This is a genomic window from Microcystis ichthyoblabe FBCC-A1114, assembly GCF_050500245.1.
Classification (GTDB): domain Bacteria; phylum Cyanobacteriota; class Cyanobacteriia; order Cyanobacteriales; family Microcystaceae; genus Microcystis; species Microcystis ichthyoblabe_A.
Map to the genome: position 1 here is coordinate 4,024,076 of NZ_CP191408.1, position 16,210 is coordinate 4,040,285.

15 protein-coding genes and 1 pseudogene are annotated in these 16,210 nt (G+C 40.9%); 11 read left to right on the forward strand and 5 right to left on the reverse strand.

Annotated elements, in window-relative coordinates; genetic code table 11:
* Positions 1-101 precede the first annotated feature (101 nt).
* The 5 genes from ACQY1Y_RS19500 to xth all read left to right on the forward strand — a co-directional run bounded on the left by ACQY1Y_RS19500 (position 102) and on the right by xth (position 3,157).
* Positions 102-680 carry an esterase/lipase family protein gene (locus tag ACQY1Y_RS19500; RefSeq protein ID WP_002750357.1) on the forward strand — a complete coding sequence of 193 codons (579 nt, stop codon included), beginning with the start codon at positions 102-104 and terminating at the stop codon, positions 678-680.
* A gap of 94 nt (positions 681-774) precedes the next feature.
* Entirely contained in the window at positions 775-1,134 is a 360-nt protein-coding gene (locus tag ACQY1Y_RS19505) for a hypothetical protein (protein ID WP_002737039.1), read from the forward strand.
* A 69-nt stretch (positions 1,135-1,203) separates the two neighbouring features.
* Positions 1,204-1,662, forward strand: a complete 459-nt coding sequence (gene rplI / locus ACQY1Y_RS19510) for a 50S ribosomal protein L9 (protein WP_002737358.1) — start codon at positions 1,204-1,206, stop codon at positions 1,660-1,662.
* A gap of 99 nt (positions 1,663-1,761) precedes the next feature.
* The gene (locus ACQY1Y_RS19515) at positions 1,762-2,346 is read left to right on the forward strand and encodes a chromophore lyase CpcT/CpeT (RefSeq protein WP_430013389.1); all 585 of its coding nucleotides are present in this window, start codon (positions 1,762-1,764) and stop codon (positions 2,344-2,346) included.
* A gap of 22 nt (positions 2,347-2,368) precedes the next feature.
* A complete protein-coding gene (xth, locus tag ACQY1Y_RS19520; RefSeq protein ID WP_002744083.1) occupies positions 2,369-3,157 on the forward strand; it encodes an exodeoxyribonuclease III in 789 nt (262 codons plus the stop codon).
* Between the two features lie 18 nt (positions 3,158-3,175).
* Here xth and ACQY1Y_RS19525 read toward each other — a convergent pair.
* Positions 3,176-3,388: pseudogene (locus tag ACQY1Y_RS19525) on the reverse strand (transposase); the annotation flags it as partial.
* 243 nt (positions 3,389-3,631) lie between these two features.
* The gene (gene purM / locus ACQY1Y_RS19530; protein WP_069475095.1) at positions 3,632-4,657 is read right to left on the reverse strand and encodes a phosphoribosylformylglycinamidine cyclo-ligase; all 1,026 of its coding nucleotides are present in this window, start codon (positions 4,655-4,657) and stop codon (positions 3,632-3,634) included.
* A gap of 583 nt (positions 4,658-5,240) precedes the next feature.
* On the opposite strand from purM, the gene lysA reads away from it, so the two are divergent.
* The 6 genes from lysA to ACQY1Y_RS19560 all read left to right on the forward strand — a co-directional run bounded on the left by lysA (position 5,241) and on the right by ACQY1Y_RS19560 (position 11,508).
* Positions 5,241-6,644, forward strand: a complete 1,404-nt coding sequence (gene lysA, locus ACQY1Y_RS19535) for a diaminopimelate decarboxylase (protein ID WP_123230298.1) — start codon at positions 5,241-5,243, stop codon at positions 6,642-6,644.
* 22 nt (positions 6,645-6,666) lie between these two features.
* Positions 6,667-7,587 (forward strand): diadenylate cyclase CdaA, encoded by a 921-nt coding sequence (gene cdaA / locus ACQY1Y_RS19540; RefSeq protein ID WP_002790821.1) that lies wholly within the window; start codon positions 6,667-6,669, stop codon positions 7,585-7,587.
* Positions 7,584-8,333 carry a polyprenyl diphosphate synthase gene (gene uppS / locus ACQY1Y_RS19545; protein WP_430013390.1) on the forward strand — a complete coding sequence of 250 codons (750 nt, stop codon included), beginning with the start codon at positions 7,584-7,586 and terminating at the stop codon, positions 8,331-8,333. Before cdaA ends, uppS begins: the two co-directional genes overlap by 4 nt.
* 238 nt (positions 8,334-8,571) lie before the next feature.
* Positions 8,572-8,886: a DUF1825 family protein gene (locus ACQY1Y_RS19550; RefSeq protein ID WP_002738222.1), complete on the forward strand. Its 315-nt coding sequence runs from the start codon at positions 8,572-8,574 to the stop codon at positions 8,884-8,886.
* A 352-nt stretch (positions 8,887-9,238) separates the two neighbouring features.
* Positions 9,239-10,336: an RRXRR domain-containing protein gene (locus ACQY1Y_RS19555; protein WP_430013391.1), complete on the forward strand. Its 1,098-nt coding sequence runs from the start codon at positions 9,239-9,241 to the stop codon at positions 10,334-10,336.
* 59 nt (positions 10,337-10,395) lie between these two features.
* On the forward strand, positions 10,396-11,508 hold the full coding sequence (locus ACQY1Y_RS19560; protein WP_002776369.1) for a hypothetical protein: 1,113 nt from the start codon (positions 10,396-10,398) through the stop codon (positions 11,506-11,508).
* Positions 11,509-11,629: 121 nt separating this feature from the next.
* On the opposite strand, the gene ACQY1Y_RS19565 is transcribed toward ACQY1Y_RS19560, so the two are convergent.
* The 3 genes from ACQY1Y_RS19565 to ACQY1Y_RS19575 form a co-directional block, all read right to left on the reverse strand.
* Complete coding sequence (locus ACQY1Y_RS19565; RefSeq protein WP_002735996.1) at positions 11,630-12,679, reverse strand: Rieske 2Fe-2S domain-containing protein; 1,050 nt, start codon at positions 12,677-12,679, stop codon at positions 11,630-11,632.
* Between the two features lie 600 nt (positions 12,680-13,279).
* Positions 13,280-14,350, reverse strand: coding sequence for a Druantia anti-phage system protein DruA (locus ACQY1Y_RS19570; protein WP_002736881.1), 1,071 nt, complete (start codon positions 14,348-14,350; stop codon positions 13,280-13,282).
* Positions 14,351-14,352: 2 nt separating this feature from the next.
* Positions 14,353-16,188, reverse strand: coding sequence for a helicase HerA domain-containing protein (locus tag ACQY1Y_RS19575; RefSeq protein WP_002735930.1), 1,836 nt, complete (start codon positions 16,186-16,188; stop codon positions 14,353-14,355).
* Between the last annotated feature and the right edge of the window lie 22 nt (positions 16,189-16,210).

Genomic DNA, 16,210 nt, shown 5'->3' on the forward strand with positions numbered 1-16,210 from the left:
GGTAGCCGCACCTAGTAGATAGGCTCTTCCCAAAAATTTTTCCCTCATTACCCCGATCATCCGTTAGAATAGATTCAGAATTTAAGGATAAAACCTCATCTATGAATCCCGTTGTTTTGGTGCATGGTTTTCTGGACACTACGGCTGTTTTTAAACCGATGAGCGAGTATTTAAACTATCATGGTTGGCAGGTGCATAGTTTTAATCTAATTCCCAATCATGGTTACGAAAAGTTAGAAGTTTTAGCCGGTCAGGTGGACAATTATATCGAGAAAAACTTTGCTAAAGAGCAGAAAGTAGATCTGATTGGGTTTAGTATGGGAGGATTAATTACCCGCTACTACCTGCAAAGATTAGGAGGGGTGGCAAGAGTGCAACGTTACCTAAATATTTCTGCCCCGAATCGAGGCACTTTAACCGCATATAGTTTACCCTTAGATGGGATTAGACAAATGCAGCCAGGGAGTCAATTTCTAGAGGATTTAAATAAAGATTGTCAACAAATTTTAAATAAAATTAAAACCACAATTATCTGGACTCCCTACGATTTAATGATATTTCCTGCCCATAGTTCCCGTTTATCGGTGGGGAAAGAAATTTCGATTCCCGTATTGCTTCATGCTTGGATGGTCAAAGATAGCAAAGTTTTAACAACAATTAAAGAGACCTTATTAGAATAGAAATACTGGTTGTCTCCAATACCGGAACAAGGTCAAAATATTACCAATAAAAACGTTAATTATCATCAAAAAAGCTTGACTTAAGGTTATAATTGTGTTAGGCGATCAAATTCCCGAAGGTGTCACCATGTCCACTCAAGAACCCACCCTAACCGATGTTCTCAACGAACTGAAAAGCTTCCAAACAGCAGTAAATCAACGTTTTGAGGCGATAGATCTACGTTTTGAGGAAATAGACCAACGTTTTGATGCTATGGGACAACGCTTTCAGGAAATAGACCAAAGATTAGACAAGCTCGACTATAAATTTGACACCTACGAAAAAGCCTCCGAGAAAGTGCTGAGATTGGCCACGACAATTATTATCGCAGCCGCCACCGTAGCGGTTTTACCCTCGGCTTTTCAGGCAATCGGTCCCCTATTAACCCAAATCATCGCCGCCGGCAATAACTAACTTGTGATCGAGACTTGACGATTGCATGGTATGATAAAGGTTTTGGAACTATTGTTTTAGGTCAAGATCATGGCGAAACGAATGCAGGTTATCCTCAATCAAAAAGTCAGCAAATTAGGTGAAAATGGCGATGTGGTGGAAGTGGCACCCGGTTATGCGCGCAATTACCTTATCCCCCAAGGTGTGGCCGTTTTAGCCACCAAAGGCGCGATTAAACAGGCAGAATTTAGGAAAGAAAAAGAGCGTCAACGTCTCCTCGCCGAAAAACAAGAAGCGGAAACCAGAAAAACTGCGATCGAAAAACTCAGTCCCTACACCATCCCTAAACAGGTGGGTGAAAACGAGGCGATTTTCGGTACTGTCACCAGTCAAGATGTGGCTACGGTTATTCTAGAAAATGCCAAATTAGAAATTGATCGCCGTGGTATTACCGTTCCCGATATCGGTCAATTGGGAGTCTATAAAGTACAAGTCAAACTCCATCCCGAAGTTAGTGCCGATATCGAAATTAAAGTAATTGCACAATAAAAATTGTCGGGGCATAGTTATCAGTAATCAGTGAAAATTTATCAGAGCGATTAACTAGCTGATCGCTGATAGCTAATAGCCATTAAAATATCAAAAATTATGACTCATTCTACGGATATAAAAACCCTAGCACGCTGGATGGCGGCCGATTTTAGTAATCAAGAACAAGCTTTTGCTAATCCGCCTTTTTTTGCCCATATTCGCGTGTGTATGCGTCCTTTACCCGATGAATTACTGAAGGGAACCAGTTTATTTTTAGAGCAGGCCTACGATTTTATGCTCAATACTCCCTATCGTTTACGAGTATTTAAATTATCGGTAGTCGATGACCATATTGAACTAGAAAACTTTAAAGTTAAAGAGGAAGCTAACTTTTTTGGTGCTTCTAGAGAACCCCAGCGTCTCAAAAATCTCAGCTTAGAATTATTAGAACCGATGCCGGGTTGTGATATGAATGTAACTTGGACAGGTAAGAGTTTTAAAGGGGTGGTGAAACCGGGGAAACAATGTTTAGTCTTTCGCAAAGATAAAATGACTTATTTGGATAATAGTTTTGAAATTAGTGAACAGGGATTAATTAGCGTTGATCGCGGTTTAGATCCCGAAACCGATCAATTAGTCTGGGGTTCGATCGCCGATCCCTTTGAGTTTGTGCGTCGCAGTAGTTTTGCTGAGGAAGTGTGAGAAAAATTCTCGGTTTTTAGCTATGAAAATCGCCACATGGAATGTCAACTCGATTCGCAGCCGACAAGATCAGGTAATTAATTGGTTACAACTCAATCCCGTTGAGGTTTTATGCTTGCAAGAAACCAAGGTAATTGATCGAGATTTTCCCAGAGAAGCTTTTGAATCTTTGGGTTATCATCTCTATATTTCTGGACAAAAAGCCTATAATGGTGTAGCGATTTTTAGCCAGAAACCCCTGGACGATATCACTGTGGGATTTAGTCCGATTATCGGCGAAAATTTAACGGGAGAACTAGACGAACAAAAACGTTTAATTACTGGAGTAATCGGCGATATTCGGATTATTAATCTCTACGTTCCTAATGGTTCTTCCCTAGATAGTGATAAATATATTTATAAGCTTAAATGGTTAGAAACTCTTAGGAAATATCTAGATAAAATTATTAATTCTCAACCCCAGGAATTATGTATCTGCGGTGATTTTAATATTGCCTTAGAAGATAAAGATATTTATGATCCCAAAGGCAAAGAAAATCATATTATGTCTTCAGCTAAAGAAAGAGAAGCTTTAGAAAAGGTCTTAGAAATTGGTTTACAAGATGCCTTTAGAAAATTCACCTCAGCAGCAGGACATTATAGTTGGTGGGATTATCGCAGCGGTGGTTTTGCTCGTAACCGAGGTTGGCGAATCGATCATCTTTATTTAACTCCTCAGCTATACGAAAAAGCCGTTAATTGTCTGATCGATCGAGAACCCAGAAAACAAGAAAAACCTAGCGATCATACCCCCGTTATTCTCGAAATATAAGGCAAAAATAGCTAACTTCAAGGAGGGTTTTTTCGGCTGGTGACAGTAAGCAATCAAACCACAGAGAAGATTAACGCAAAAATTAACAGGACTGCGGTGGTGGGAATGTTCAATCCCAGAGATGTTCTTGAGTTGGTCAATAATAGTCTCGACAATAGAACGCTTACGGGATAAAAGCTGGTCATGAAGGCGGATTAAGCGATTTTTCAGGTTCCGTTTGGGTTTAGCAAAAAACTCAATATCCGTCGTCGACAGGACAGAAAAGAGCTTCTCGACTAGACATAGATGGGTTGGGGGTGCTGAGTTTATATATTTTTCAGCTTACTAGCCCCCGCCTTTTCTTTCCACCCTTATCCCGAACTGACGTTAATATAAATTGGGTTAGGGATAGGCCGAAACGCTGCTGCTATCCCAGCCAGTCAACCTGATTTTTTGGTGGAATTGATGGCAAAATCTTCTTAGCCTCAACTAACTTTAATCAAGCCCAACAATTTCTCCCTTACCGGCAATCACTTCGCCGATTTGGTAGGCATTAATCCCAGAGGATTGTAGTTGATTAATAGTCAATTGCGCCAGATCTGATGGGACAATGATCACAAAACCGATACCCATATTAAAAGTATTAAACATGGCTTCGGGATTAACCGAACCCATCTGGGCTAACCAGTGAAAAATTGGCAAAACTGGCCAACTTTCGCGGTAAATCCGCACAGACTGCCCTTTACCCAAGCAGCGGGGCAAATTTTCCGGGATGCCACCCCCAGTAATGTGGGCCATGGCGTGAATATCTAACCCAGAGCGTAGCAGTTCTAGCACAGGTTTAACATAAAGTCTAGTGGGAGTTAACAAAACTTCACCTAAGCTAGAGCCGGCTAAAATTGCGGGGCAATCTTGCCAATTTAAGCCCTGGGTGTCGATAATCTTACGAACAAGACTAAAACCGTTACTGTGAACCCCACTACTGCCTAAACCGATAGCCACATCGCCGATTTGCACCTTACTGCCGTCGAGTAATTGACTTTTTTCGACAATACCGACGCAAAAACCCGCCAAATCGTACTCTCCCGCCGAATAAAACCCCGGCATCTCCGCCGTTTCCCCTCCCAAAAGAGTACAACCACTATCACGACAGGCACTAGCGATTCCCGATACCACCGCCGCTAACTGTGACGCTTCCAGTTTACCAGTGGCGAGATAATCCAAGAAAAATAAAGGTTCGGCCCCGGAGGTTAGGACATCGTTGACGCACATGGCCACCAGGTCAATTCCCACCGTATCATGGCAATTGAGACTATGGGCAATTTTCAGCTTGGTTCCCACACCATCAGTTCCCGATACTAACACCGGTTGCTGATAACCAGAAGGTAACTGAAAATAGCCGCCAAAACCGCCTAAACCGCCGATAACTTCGGGACGGAAGGTACTTTCCACATTTTGGCGAATTTTCTCGACGAAAGCGCGTCCCGCTTCCACATCCACGCCTGCTTCTTTATAATCCATGCCCAATTGACCGATTGTATCTCTCAAATTTTACCCGGATTTCAGTCCTATGGGAATTATGAGTTATAAATTATGAATTATGGTTCTTCGGTTTGTCTTATGCAACGGACAGGGTTATAAGGAATGAAACTCTTACAGAGAAAGGCATTTGGCAATTTAGGCATTAGGCAATAAGCAAAGGAGAATAAATAATCAGTTTTTAATAACCAGATTTAGTAAGTAGTCGTGCAAAATTAATTTCCTAGTGAAGATAGGCAAGAGGCAAGAGGCAAGAGCGGGGTTAGATATGTGTAATTAATTTTGCTTAGGTACTTAGCAGGATTTCCTAGGGATTTTTACTGATCAGAGAAAGGTTAGAACTGGTCGTAAAGTGAAAGAGATAACTATTTTGGTTATCGTCATTTCAGATAAGTCTGATACAATCTAGACTGGTTGAATCCTTATGAACTCTGGCATTGATATTCTCAATCTGAATTGAAATGACTATATCTAGATCACCGACGGTCAAAATTCCCTTGACTGAATCGGGGATGCGCGGAGATTGTAACAAAAATTATCGATTTCTTGACAAAAAACACCGATCATGCTATCAACTGAACCTAAAATCAGCAATTCCGGACAAAAATATTTAGCCTATCAAGATTGTCTATCCCCGAATCAAACCCTGTTACCCCTGACAGCCAAGGTTAATAACCGCGATTGTCTAGAAATCGGTGGTTGCGATGTGACCACCCTAGTGGAACGTTTCGGTTCACCCTTGTATATTATCGATGAAGTCACCCTCCGCACTGCCTGTGGTCAATACCTGCAAGGTTTCCAGACACATTATCCCGGAGAATCTAGGGTAATTTATGCCTCGAAAGCGTGGAATTGCCTGGCCGTATCGGCCGTGGTCGCTAGTGAAGGATTAGGTTTTGATGTGGTGTCGGCCGGAGAAATTCACACGGTGTTAACCGCTTTAGACCAGATCAATAAAACCGCTGTGCCAATATACTTTCATGGTAATAACAAATCGATCGCCGAATTAGAATACGCGATCGAGCATAACTGCATTATTATCGTTGATAACTGGCTAGAGTTAGAAAATCTGGTTAAATTAGGCGAAAATCGTCCTGATACCCCTATTCCGGTTCTATTGCGGTTAACCCCCGGTATCGAGTGCCACACCCACGAATACATTCGCACGGGTCACTTAGACAGTAAATTTGGTTTTGACCCCCATCAAATCGAAGCAGTATTTGACTATGTTTTAGCTCATCCGCAGCTGAATTGTCTGGGTTTACACGCTCACATCGGTTCCCAGATTTTTGAACGTCAACCCCACCAAGACTTAGCCTCTGTCTTGGCAGATTGGTTTAAATTAGGTTTAGAACGGGGTTTACCCCTAGAGCAATTAAACGTCGGTGGTGGTTTAGGGATTCGCTACCTTGAAAGTGATGACCCCCCAAGTATCGAGGAATGGGTACAAGCGGTGTCCTTAGCAGTGGCCAAAGCTTGTCAGGAAAGAGGTATCGCTTATCCGCTGCTTATTGCCGAACCGGGACGCTCTCTGATTGCCACCGCTTGCGTAACAGCCTATACAGTGGGTAATCGCAAAGAAATCCCCGAAATTCGCACCTATATCGCCGTCGATGGCGGAATGTCCGATAATCCCCGACCGATTACCTATCAATCGGTTTACCGGGCCGTGGTCGCCAATAAAATGAGTCAAGAATGTCAGGAAGTGGTGACAATAGCTGGAAAACATTGTGAATCTGGCGATATTCTAATTAAGGATATTGCGCTACCGAAAACCAACCCAGGGGATATTTTAGTGGTTTTAGCCACGGGGGCCTATAACTACAGTATGGCTTCTAATTACAACCGCTTACCCCGTCCAGCGGCGGTAATTGTCCAAAATGGAGAAGCTAATCTGATCCTTGAACGGGAAAATCTGGCGGATCTGCTGCGTCAAGACCGCTTACCCAATCGACTCTCCTTAATATAAACCTCATCGCTATTGTCCCCCCATGTCGGGTTTTTTTCTGGACCCTCGCCGGTTATTGTCCTGGATTCTCAGCCATGGTCTGTCATTCCTAGACTTTGGGTTAGTTCTCCTCCTTACCTATATGCTGCTGCTAATTATCGGCGAGCGGCGTACCTTTTGGATGGTGCGAGGACTAATCTACTTAATGCTGGCCTCGGTGATTAGCGATGCTCTAGGATTGCGCTTGCTGGGGTTAGTCCTAGAAAAATTGATTTTGGGGGCAGCTGTGGCGATCGCTGTGATTTTTCAGTCGGAATTCCGCCGTTTTTTAGAATTATTGGGCAAAGGTCAAGTGTGGGAGTTATTTCAGAAAAGTTCCCCCACTCCCAAGACCGATAATGTCATTGATGAGTTAGTGGACGCGGTGAAGGATCTATCTCAAAATCGCACCGGTGCGCTGATGGTATTAGAAACCAGTGGCAATCTCGACACCAAGGTGTTTGTCAATCCGGGGGTGATGCTAAATGGCCAAGTATCTAAGGAATTAATTCAAACTATTTTTCAAACTAAAACTTTACTGCACGATGGAGCCGTATTTATTCGGGGCGATCGAGTGGTGGCCGCTGGTGTTATTCTACCCCTATCGGAGCGCAGTACCTCTAGGCAATTAGGCACCCGTCATCGGGCAGCCATGGGCATTACCGAAAGGCTAGATAATTGTATCTGTATTGTGGTTTCTGAGGAAACCGGCTCGATTTCCCTCGCGTCCGGAGGTAATTTGGATCGGCCTTTAACCAGTAGTAAACTAAAAGAGCTGCTCGAAGCGAAGTTTTCTCCGTCGGGAGAGGGGGAAGTGGTCGCACCGAGTTGGGGACGTTTAGGGCGTACAATTGGCTTAAAAGGCCGTCTAATCTTAGAAAAATTCTCCCGTTCGCCTAGCGCAACCCCCAAAGATAGAAAATGACTGTTAAACCGAGCTTGTCACCAGAATTACCTACGGATTTAGATAAAAACCGTTTGCCTCAGCACGTCGCAGTGATTATGGATGGGAACGGTCGTTGGGCGAAAAGTCGTGGTTTGCCACGGACTATAGGCCATCAACGGGGAGTAGATGCACTCAGAGACTTGCTGCGCTGTTGTGGTGAGTGGGGGATTCCCGCTTTAACCGCTTACGCTTTTTCTACGGAAAATTGGGGTCGTCCCCTTGAGGAAGTAGAATTTTTAATGACTCTATTCGAGCGGGTTTTGCAGCGGGAATTGCAAGAAATGATGCAGAAAAATGTCAAAATTCGCTTTATTGGTAATTTATCAGCCTTGCCAGAGTCTTTAAGACGGGAAATTGCTAAATCTCAAGCAGAAACTAGCAAAAATTCCGGTATTCAATTTACGGTGGCTGCTAATTATGGTGGCCGAGAGGAGATCGTGCAAGCTTGTCAGGCGATCGCTCGTCAGGTGCAACAGGGTTTAGTCTCCCCAGAAGCGATCGATGAATCTCTCTTTGCACAGTATCTTTATACTGCCGGGATTCCTAACCCAGACCTGTTAATTCGCAGTAGTGGGGAAATGCGAATTAGTAATTTTTTACTCTGGCAAATGGCCTACGCGGAAATCTACGTTACTGACACCCTCTGGCCCGATTTCGATCGAGTGCAATTTCACCACGCTTTAAAAGATTATCAGGGTCGTCATCGTCGTTTTGGCAAATTATAAGGGCTACAGCCCAAATTTAGCGAAATAGCCCCTGTGGGGCAGTTAAAGGACAATTTTTGATTTTTCACTTTTTATCTTAAACTTCCTGGGGCAACGGTTAAACCGCGACGGGGGCCGTTTGTGATCCTCTCCATTTCCCCAATACGGTAATCCGTAAATCGGCCAGAGCTAGACTTTTTCCCCGGCTAAAATAAAATAGGATGGAAAATAACTATCGACGATAAGCAGTTTTAAGATTATGGGATTCTTTGACTCAGAAGTGGTTCAACAGGAAGCTAGACAGCTATTTGAGGATTACCAGTCCCTCACACAACTGGGCAGCGAGTACGGGAAATTCGATCGAGAGGGTAAAATCATCTTTATCGATAGGATGGAGGAGTTAATGGAACGCTACAAGATATTTATGAAGCGTTTCGAGTTATCTGAAGATTTTTCCGCCCAAATGACCGTAGAACAGCTAAAAACCCAATTAGGTCAATTTGGCATGACTCCCCAAATGATGTTCGACCAAATGCAGCAAACCCTTGAGCGGATGAAGGCAGAAATTCGCTGAAATTGCCGATATTTATCGGGTATTGGCTGTCTTTTGCCCGATAATGGCCTCTACAGGTTACTGCTGAGAAATTTGGGGTTTCTGCGGTTTGCGGTTTTTTGAGAACGATGATCTAATAATTTTAAGTAGGTTAGCTGGTCACTAACCCCGCACTAAAAGCGACGGGGCTTGCCTAGACCAATTTAGGCGACGCAAGTAGAGACTACCGCATCGAGACACAATCTGGCCCAGACCTCCGAATACTTCCCTAGTTCGGATTCTCTTTAAGCTTTATTGGTAAAGCGTTGTTAGACAAGACATCTTGATTGTGTTGCGGGAAGGGACTTTAACTTTACTCTTAAGGATTATCTCCATGGCAAGAGTTCCTGTTATCTCAAAAGACGGAAAGCCGTTAATGCCCACCAAACCCAGTCGGGACAGACGGTGGATTAAGGAAGGAAAAGCTATCGGCAAATTCAACGACTTAGATATTTTCTATGTCCAGCTAACCACTGAATCCTCTAACAATAAAACCCAACCGATTGCTATTGGTATTGACCCGGGTAAATTATTTTCGGGAATTGGTGTTCAATCCTCTCTTTTTACTCTTTGGAAGGCTCACTTAGAACTTCCTTTTAAACGAGTCAAAGAGCGCATAGACAATAGACGGTTAATGCGAAGAGGACGTAGAGTAAGACGGATTAACCGCCAACTTTCTTTTAATCTAAGAGCGCATCGACAAAAACGATTCTCAAATAGAAAACAAGGAAAATTAGCTCCCTCAATCAGAGCTAATCGTCAACTTGAACTTCGAGTCGTTTCTGAACTAACCAAAATCTATCCAATTACTGACATTTACTTTGAGTACATCAAAGCCTATATTGATCTAACTTCTGGTAGAAAAGGAGCTAAGTCTGGAAAAGGTTTCTCGTCGGTTATGGTCGGACAGAAATGGGCTATTGAGCAACTGTCTCGATTGGCAACAGTCCATACTCGCTTTGGTTGGCAAACCTCTAATCTTAGAAAATATTTGCGACTAGAAAAGTCTAAAAATAAAGCAGAACAATCACCCGAAAGTCATGCTAACGATGGCATTGCTCTTGCCTGTTTTCAATTTTTAGATTATTTGCCATTTCACAATTCTAATGGACATGGATATGATTGGAAGGGTTATGTTAAAGTAACAAACGCTCCCTTTGCTGTCATCAAACGTCCTCCTGTTAGTCGTCGTCAACTTCACCTGATGGTTTTTTCTAAGGGTGGTAAACGACGTAAATATGGTGGCTCTACCACAAGACATGGGTTCCGTAAAGGAGATTTAGTTTCTTCTCCCAAAGGAATTGGTTATGTTAGTGGAGATACCGAAAAACAGTTATCTGTAAGCGATGCCAATGGTCAACGATTGGGACAGATGGCTGTTAGCAAGATTCAGTTAATTAGTCGTTCTAACGGTTTAATTGTTTCTCACTAACTTGTATAAAGCCGCCCTCCGTTATCGCTAAAGGGCGGGGTTTCAGACCCAATTTTTCGATGAACTCCAGGCCAGATTCACAGGAAAATATTGAGCCACCTCAGTATAGTGAAAAAACTAACCGTATTCAGGCAATCAGTCAACTGATTAAGGCGATCACCCCGTTAATTTGGGCTATAGTTGTTCTAGTGGTTATCGTGCCTCTTTTAGGGAAAATTTGGCTAGGAACTGCCAGCAATGAACCGTTAAAAACTAAGGTTGCTACCGAAACTAACCTAGAGATTCCCATCACTATACCCCAAAAATCTAACAGTAAAATCGATCGAGAAATTAGCCAAGCTTTACAGACAGCGAGAGCCAATTCTCAAAACTTCGCCCTAGGAGAAATTGAGGGATGGGTGGAGGAGTTGATGACACGAGTAGATCAGGGTTTTTTGCCTTGGTATTTTAACTATTTCAATCAAAAACAATTTGAGGGTAAGGCCTTTTTAAGCGGATTATACTCCTCGATCGCTCACTGGGTCAATACAGATAATCCACCCTCGGAACAGGTGGTGGCAGAAAATTTGACCAAAACTATTCAAACCGAGTTTACTAAACGGGTAATTCGTCCCCAAGAAGCACAATTACGTCTAGAGAGAATTACTAGGGATGCTGTTAATTTATATGTCAATAATTTAAGCAATGAATTAGAGAATATTCAGGCCAGTTATCAAATTCCCCAAGGTAAATGGGATCGTTATCTTAGCGATATAGCCATAACAATTCAAGATACCGAGGGCAATATTTCTAACACATCAATTAAACTTTTAGTCGGTGGTGCCACTGCTTTGGGAGTTAAATCTCTCATCCCAGTGGTGAAAGTGGGCAGCACAGTTTATTTGTCCCTAGCGGGAAAAACCGGGGCGAAAATTGCCACTAAAACGGGTGGAGCAGTAGCGAGTAGTTTTGGCGCAGAATTAATCGATCCAATCGTGGGAATTGGTTTGATAGTTTGGGATTTATGGGACTATCAGCACACGGTAAACATTGAAAAACCGATTCTGCGGGATGCCATTTTTAATTATTTACAAGAAGTCAAATATGATCTAGTCAATAATCATCAAGGTAGCGTCCTTTCATCCATTTATCAAATTGAAACCAGTGTCAATAAATCCCTAGGCAGAACCTAAATAAAATCATCTAAGTAGGTAGGCGTTAAAAATTATCATATATCCCCCTTATCAAGGGGGGATTAAGGGGGGATCGAACCTAAAATCCATTTTTAATTTAATTATAACCAGCTACTTAATTCTAACTGCGCCACCGTAAAATTTGTGCTTTAATGGGGTTGACAAAATCCCGTTTTTCTGCTTGAGATTTTTCGTATTCCTGCTTGAGGCGATAATACCATTTGGCCTGGGTATCGGCATCATCAATTAACATCAAAGCTGGATGATAACTAAGTCCTTCCTGTTGTTTAATCACCACATCGCGATCCTGTTTGAGGAATTGTAGAGTTAAATAACGCAAAAGAGGGGTTAAAAATGCCAACCAAGGAATCGTATAGTATAAACTTTGATGGACTTCGCAGTGATTTTCATCGATGGGAGTAATTGCCGTAAAAGCACAGGCCAAATAGCGATCGCCTCGTAGTATTTCTGTACGCACCGAGGGCAATTCAAAAACGATTTCAATCGATACCTTATTACCCAAAATTTTATAGGGTTTCGCACTTACAGGCATATCATAGGGAGCAAGACGAAAACCGAGGGGAACAGGTTCGTATTGTTTTTCCTTGACCCGAAATTTGCGCGGACCGCTGCGCCACCACCAAGAAGTATGAACGTAGGGACCGTGGGCCGGATCCATCAATCCCACCACTGCATGGTCAATATTGCAGTCAAAAGTGATAGTTTCGGCTATTTTGGGGGTAAGTTTGCCAAAATCGGCAATAGTCGGCACAGGAGGCAGATTTTCTCGATTAATTTCTCTTTTTGAGTCTGCCGGAATAAACACCCAGATATGACCTTGTATTTCACGACAGGGATAACTGGTGACACAAATTCTGCTAATATCAAGGCGATCGTGTTCCGTTAATGAGGGGATCTCAGAACAAACGCCATCGCTAGTGTTAAATTTCCAGCCATGATAGCAACAGTACACCCCATCCCCTTCAATCCAGCCATGGTGCAGCGGAATGCCACGATGGGGGCAAATATCCCGCAATGCGAACACTTCTCCATCCTCTCTCCTACCGACAACAATCGGTTCACCTAGCATTTTTTTGGCCATTAGCTGACCGGGTTTAAGTTTATTTGCCGGTGTGGCCACATACCAAAAGTCGCGCAGTAAGCTAGTCATAGGGTTTCTCTGGAGAGCTTCGATCGTTCATCCTATCATTAGAAATGAAGATTATGAGACTGGAAGCATAACTTTGCAGTAATTAGGAGGATGAGATTGCAGTAGGCAAGGCTGAAACCTGACAGGGGGACAAGAAAGCTGAAATCCATATATCGTAAACTTTTCATGATTTTAGCTCGAAAAAGTTCGCCGCACCATCTCTCACTTATTAATAATGATTCCTAGTAAGCTCGCTCCTATCCCTAATTCTTTCGTTAGCTTTTTGCCTAGAATCGCTCGATCTATTTCTAGCGAGAGAAGCCAGAAGCCTTTGTTGGCAAATTTTCTAGCTCGCTTGTCCCCCTGTCAGGGCTGAAACCCCTATTCTCTCGTTGACGAAACTCTACTCCTCATCAATGGAAACATAACGCTTCAGTGAGTCCAGAAAATTTGATGACCTTTCCTGCTGGAATTTTACAAAAGTTTACTTAAAATGATTCAGTTCTGTCTAATTATAGCGTTGCCTGTTCGCAAGAGGTACATTATCGATATTGAAAAGCTTAATCAGCAAAGGTTTAACTGTGCCACACAGGTATGATAAACGCTATATAATCTGTTTGATTAATCTAAACTTTTCGTTTTCCTTAGATTTTCCTCTAATTTATCTAAACGTGGGATAATCCATTGATTTTTCCAGTATTTAATCAGTTGATTACGATCTAAAATCTTCCATTGTAGTTGATTGGATTCTCCTAATAAATACTCTTGCCAATTCTCAGCTAGTGGACAACTATAATATCCTCTTTGCCAACCAATACTTAGCATATCTTCTGAAAATCCTAGTTCTCTTAGTCCTTTCTTTAAAACTCTTAGTTTCCAATTGGGACCTTGACCAAATTTATAAGTATCAAAAATGGTTTCTGGAACGACTTGTTTAATTAATTCCCAACTTCCGTTAGCCGTTATATGTAAATGGCTTTGACCTTTTGTATAACCTATAAATTTCCAGTTCATTAAACGGTTATATATTGCTGATTTTCCAAATGCTCCTAAAGTATCTATATAAACTAAATCAGCTTGTTTATTTTGTCCAGAAATAATGGATACTCTATTGTTATACTTTTCATAGAAGTGCTTTCTAACTTCAGGGAACATCAAACATAAAGCAATTAATTTACTGCTGAGAACTAGATTATAAGGAGGTACAGCACCTAAAATATAAGCAGTCATACAATTATATAATCTCTCTAGCTTTTGATCTTTTGTCCAAGTGATATACTGATCTCTAACTCCTAAACCAATAATTGGATCACTGAGGCCAAAAATACCAATTAATTTATTATTTTGTTCATCAAAAACTAAAAAACGTATTCTTCTACCATAACCAGTTGTAACAGGGATTGACCAAAAAGAAGTAGCATAAGTCCAAAGTTCTCTTTGTTTCTGGGTGTTCACAACTTCTAAGTAAGGATTGATTTTAAGAATATTTATTTCTTCAGGTTTAGCTAAACAATTTTTAAATTCCTCCTCATATTTTAAACCTTTTGAGTTCGTATGTTGAGCTAATCGATTTTGCATAAATCGTAAATCATCAACTATTAACTTTTGAGAGTCAAAATCCCATTCAACTCCATATTCAGATAACTTTGATAACAATTGATCTCGAACGTGATCTTTTTGGTGTTTTTTCATGTTTAAAAATGGAACTCATCCGAGGATTGAAGATTATTAGCATTTTGAAATTGACTGAATTCTGTAAACATCTGAACAAATAAAGGAGAACCCGTAAAAGACAAAGGGGAAACCGGACCGAGAAACATAAACGGATATTGTTTATTACTTTGAGGGTCAACAAATGATTTGTATAAGCTTAAAGCCTGTTTATCACTTACTAATTCTTCAATTTGTCTGTATTCACTACCAGAAGTTAAACCATATCCAAAAGCGTAAAGTCTTAATTGACCGACAATTTCTTTATGTAAAGATGCAATTGTTTGAGTAATAAACATATAACCCAAGCCGTATTTTCTTGTGGTTCTTACACCATCTACAAATGTTCTTGTTAGGTTGGACATTTCACTATTATCATCATTACCAAAAGAGGATTTAACAAAGCGATGAGCTTCATCAAGACAAATTAAACAGTTTAATTTTTTATCCTCTTTAAAGGCATTTTCTCCCGCTACTTTTAAAATTGTGCTAATCTCTTTAAGAATCAGTGCTTTGATTTCCTCATTATCTGCGAAAGTTGTACCCTCACCCTTAATATCTAAAAATACAATAGGCTTTTGCTCATCAGTAGCAGATTTTTGAACAATATGCCACAATGAGCTTCTATGATTACCTTGACTATCATTTTTAAGAAATAAATCTAATACAGGTTGCCAAATATCGTCTTTGATTCTTTGAAATTCTAGAGACTTCTGTGATTTTTGATAATCTGTATCATTCTCTTTTTCAAGAAAGCTATCAAGAGTTTGTTCTAATCTTTCCTTTGTTTGTTTGGTAGCATATATTCTTTGTAGAGCATTATTATCATCTCTAAGACAAGTTAATACATTAAGTAACAAATTGTCAGGAGAGTTATTCAATTCAAATTCTATGTTTTTTCCTTGCTGTTTTGACAATTGAGATAAAATAATTCTGATGATTCGAGCGATTTCTTCCGAAGCATAGTCTTGATTTTCTTTACTTCTAACTCCAATATTTCTATAAAACTCTGTTTTTAATAAAAGAGAGCAAAATAAATTTACAGCATTATTTTTAGTTCCTAATCTAATTTGATTAGTTAAACGATAAACTTCAACTTTTCTACCTAACTTTCGGAGCGAGTCATGCAGTTTAAAGGGCAAATCTGTCTGACTTGCAAATTGATTTTGAGGATCTATGAAAATGATGCCCATATTTTTATGTTGAGCATAACCTAGAAGCATATAAGCGGCTAAACCAGACTTACCAGAGCCACTTTTTCCAAAAACTCCGATATGATAAGCTTCTCCCGCACCCCCTTCTCCTCTATCAAAATGTTTTAACCAAAGAGGCATTTTAACATCAGTAGCATAAGCATTACCTAAGTAAATAATTTGATTTTTGTATTGCTCTAAAAGCTTATCTAAAATTTCATCTCGAACTGAAATAATAGGCGTACCCGTTGCCGGGGAAGTTCCTAACGTTCCTGCGGTGATTTTTCCATCTGGCGCAATACTAAAACAAGCCTGAACGTTTAATTTAGCTGTTCTCACATCTGCTTTTTCACTAAGATGAGGAAGTGAACCTCTACGCTTAATAATACCTCTAAAGGTTAAATCTTCATGCCAGCGATTTTGAGTTTCTATCTCACTAATTTGTCCGATAACCACTAAATTTTCTTGATCTTGCGGTTGAACCAGACAGACTAACTGCCCTAAATTTCTCTTTTTCTCACTTTTTTGATTAATATCTATAATAATTTCTGTCGTGTTACTCGGTGAACCAACGCTACCGATGTTAAATTGATCTGAGTGATTGTTGAGTTTGTCAAGTAAATCCATTGTCTTTTTCCTGTAATTTGAT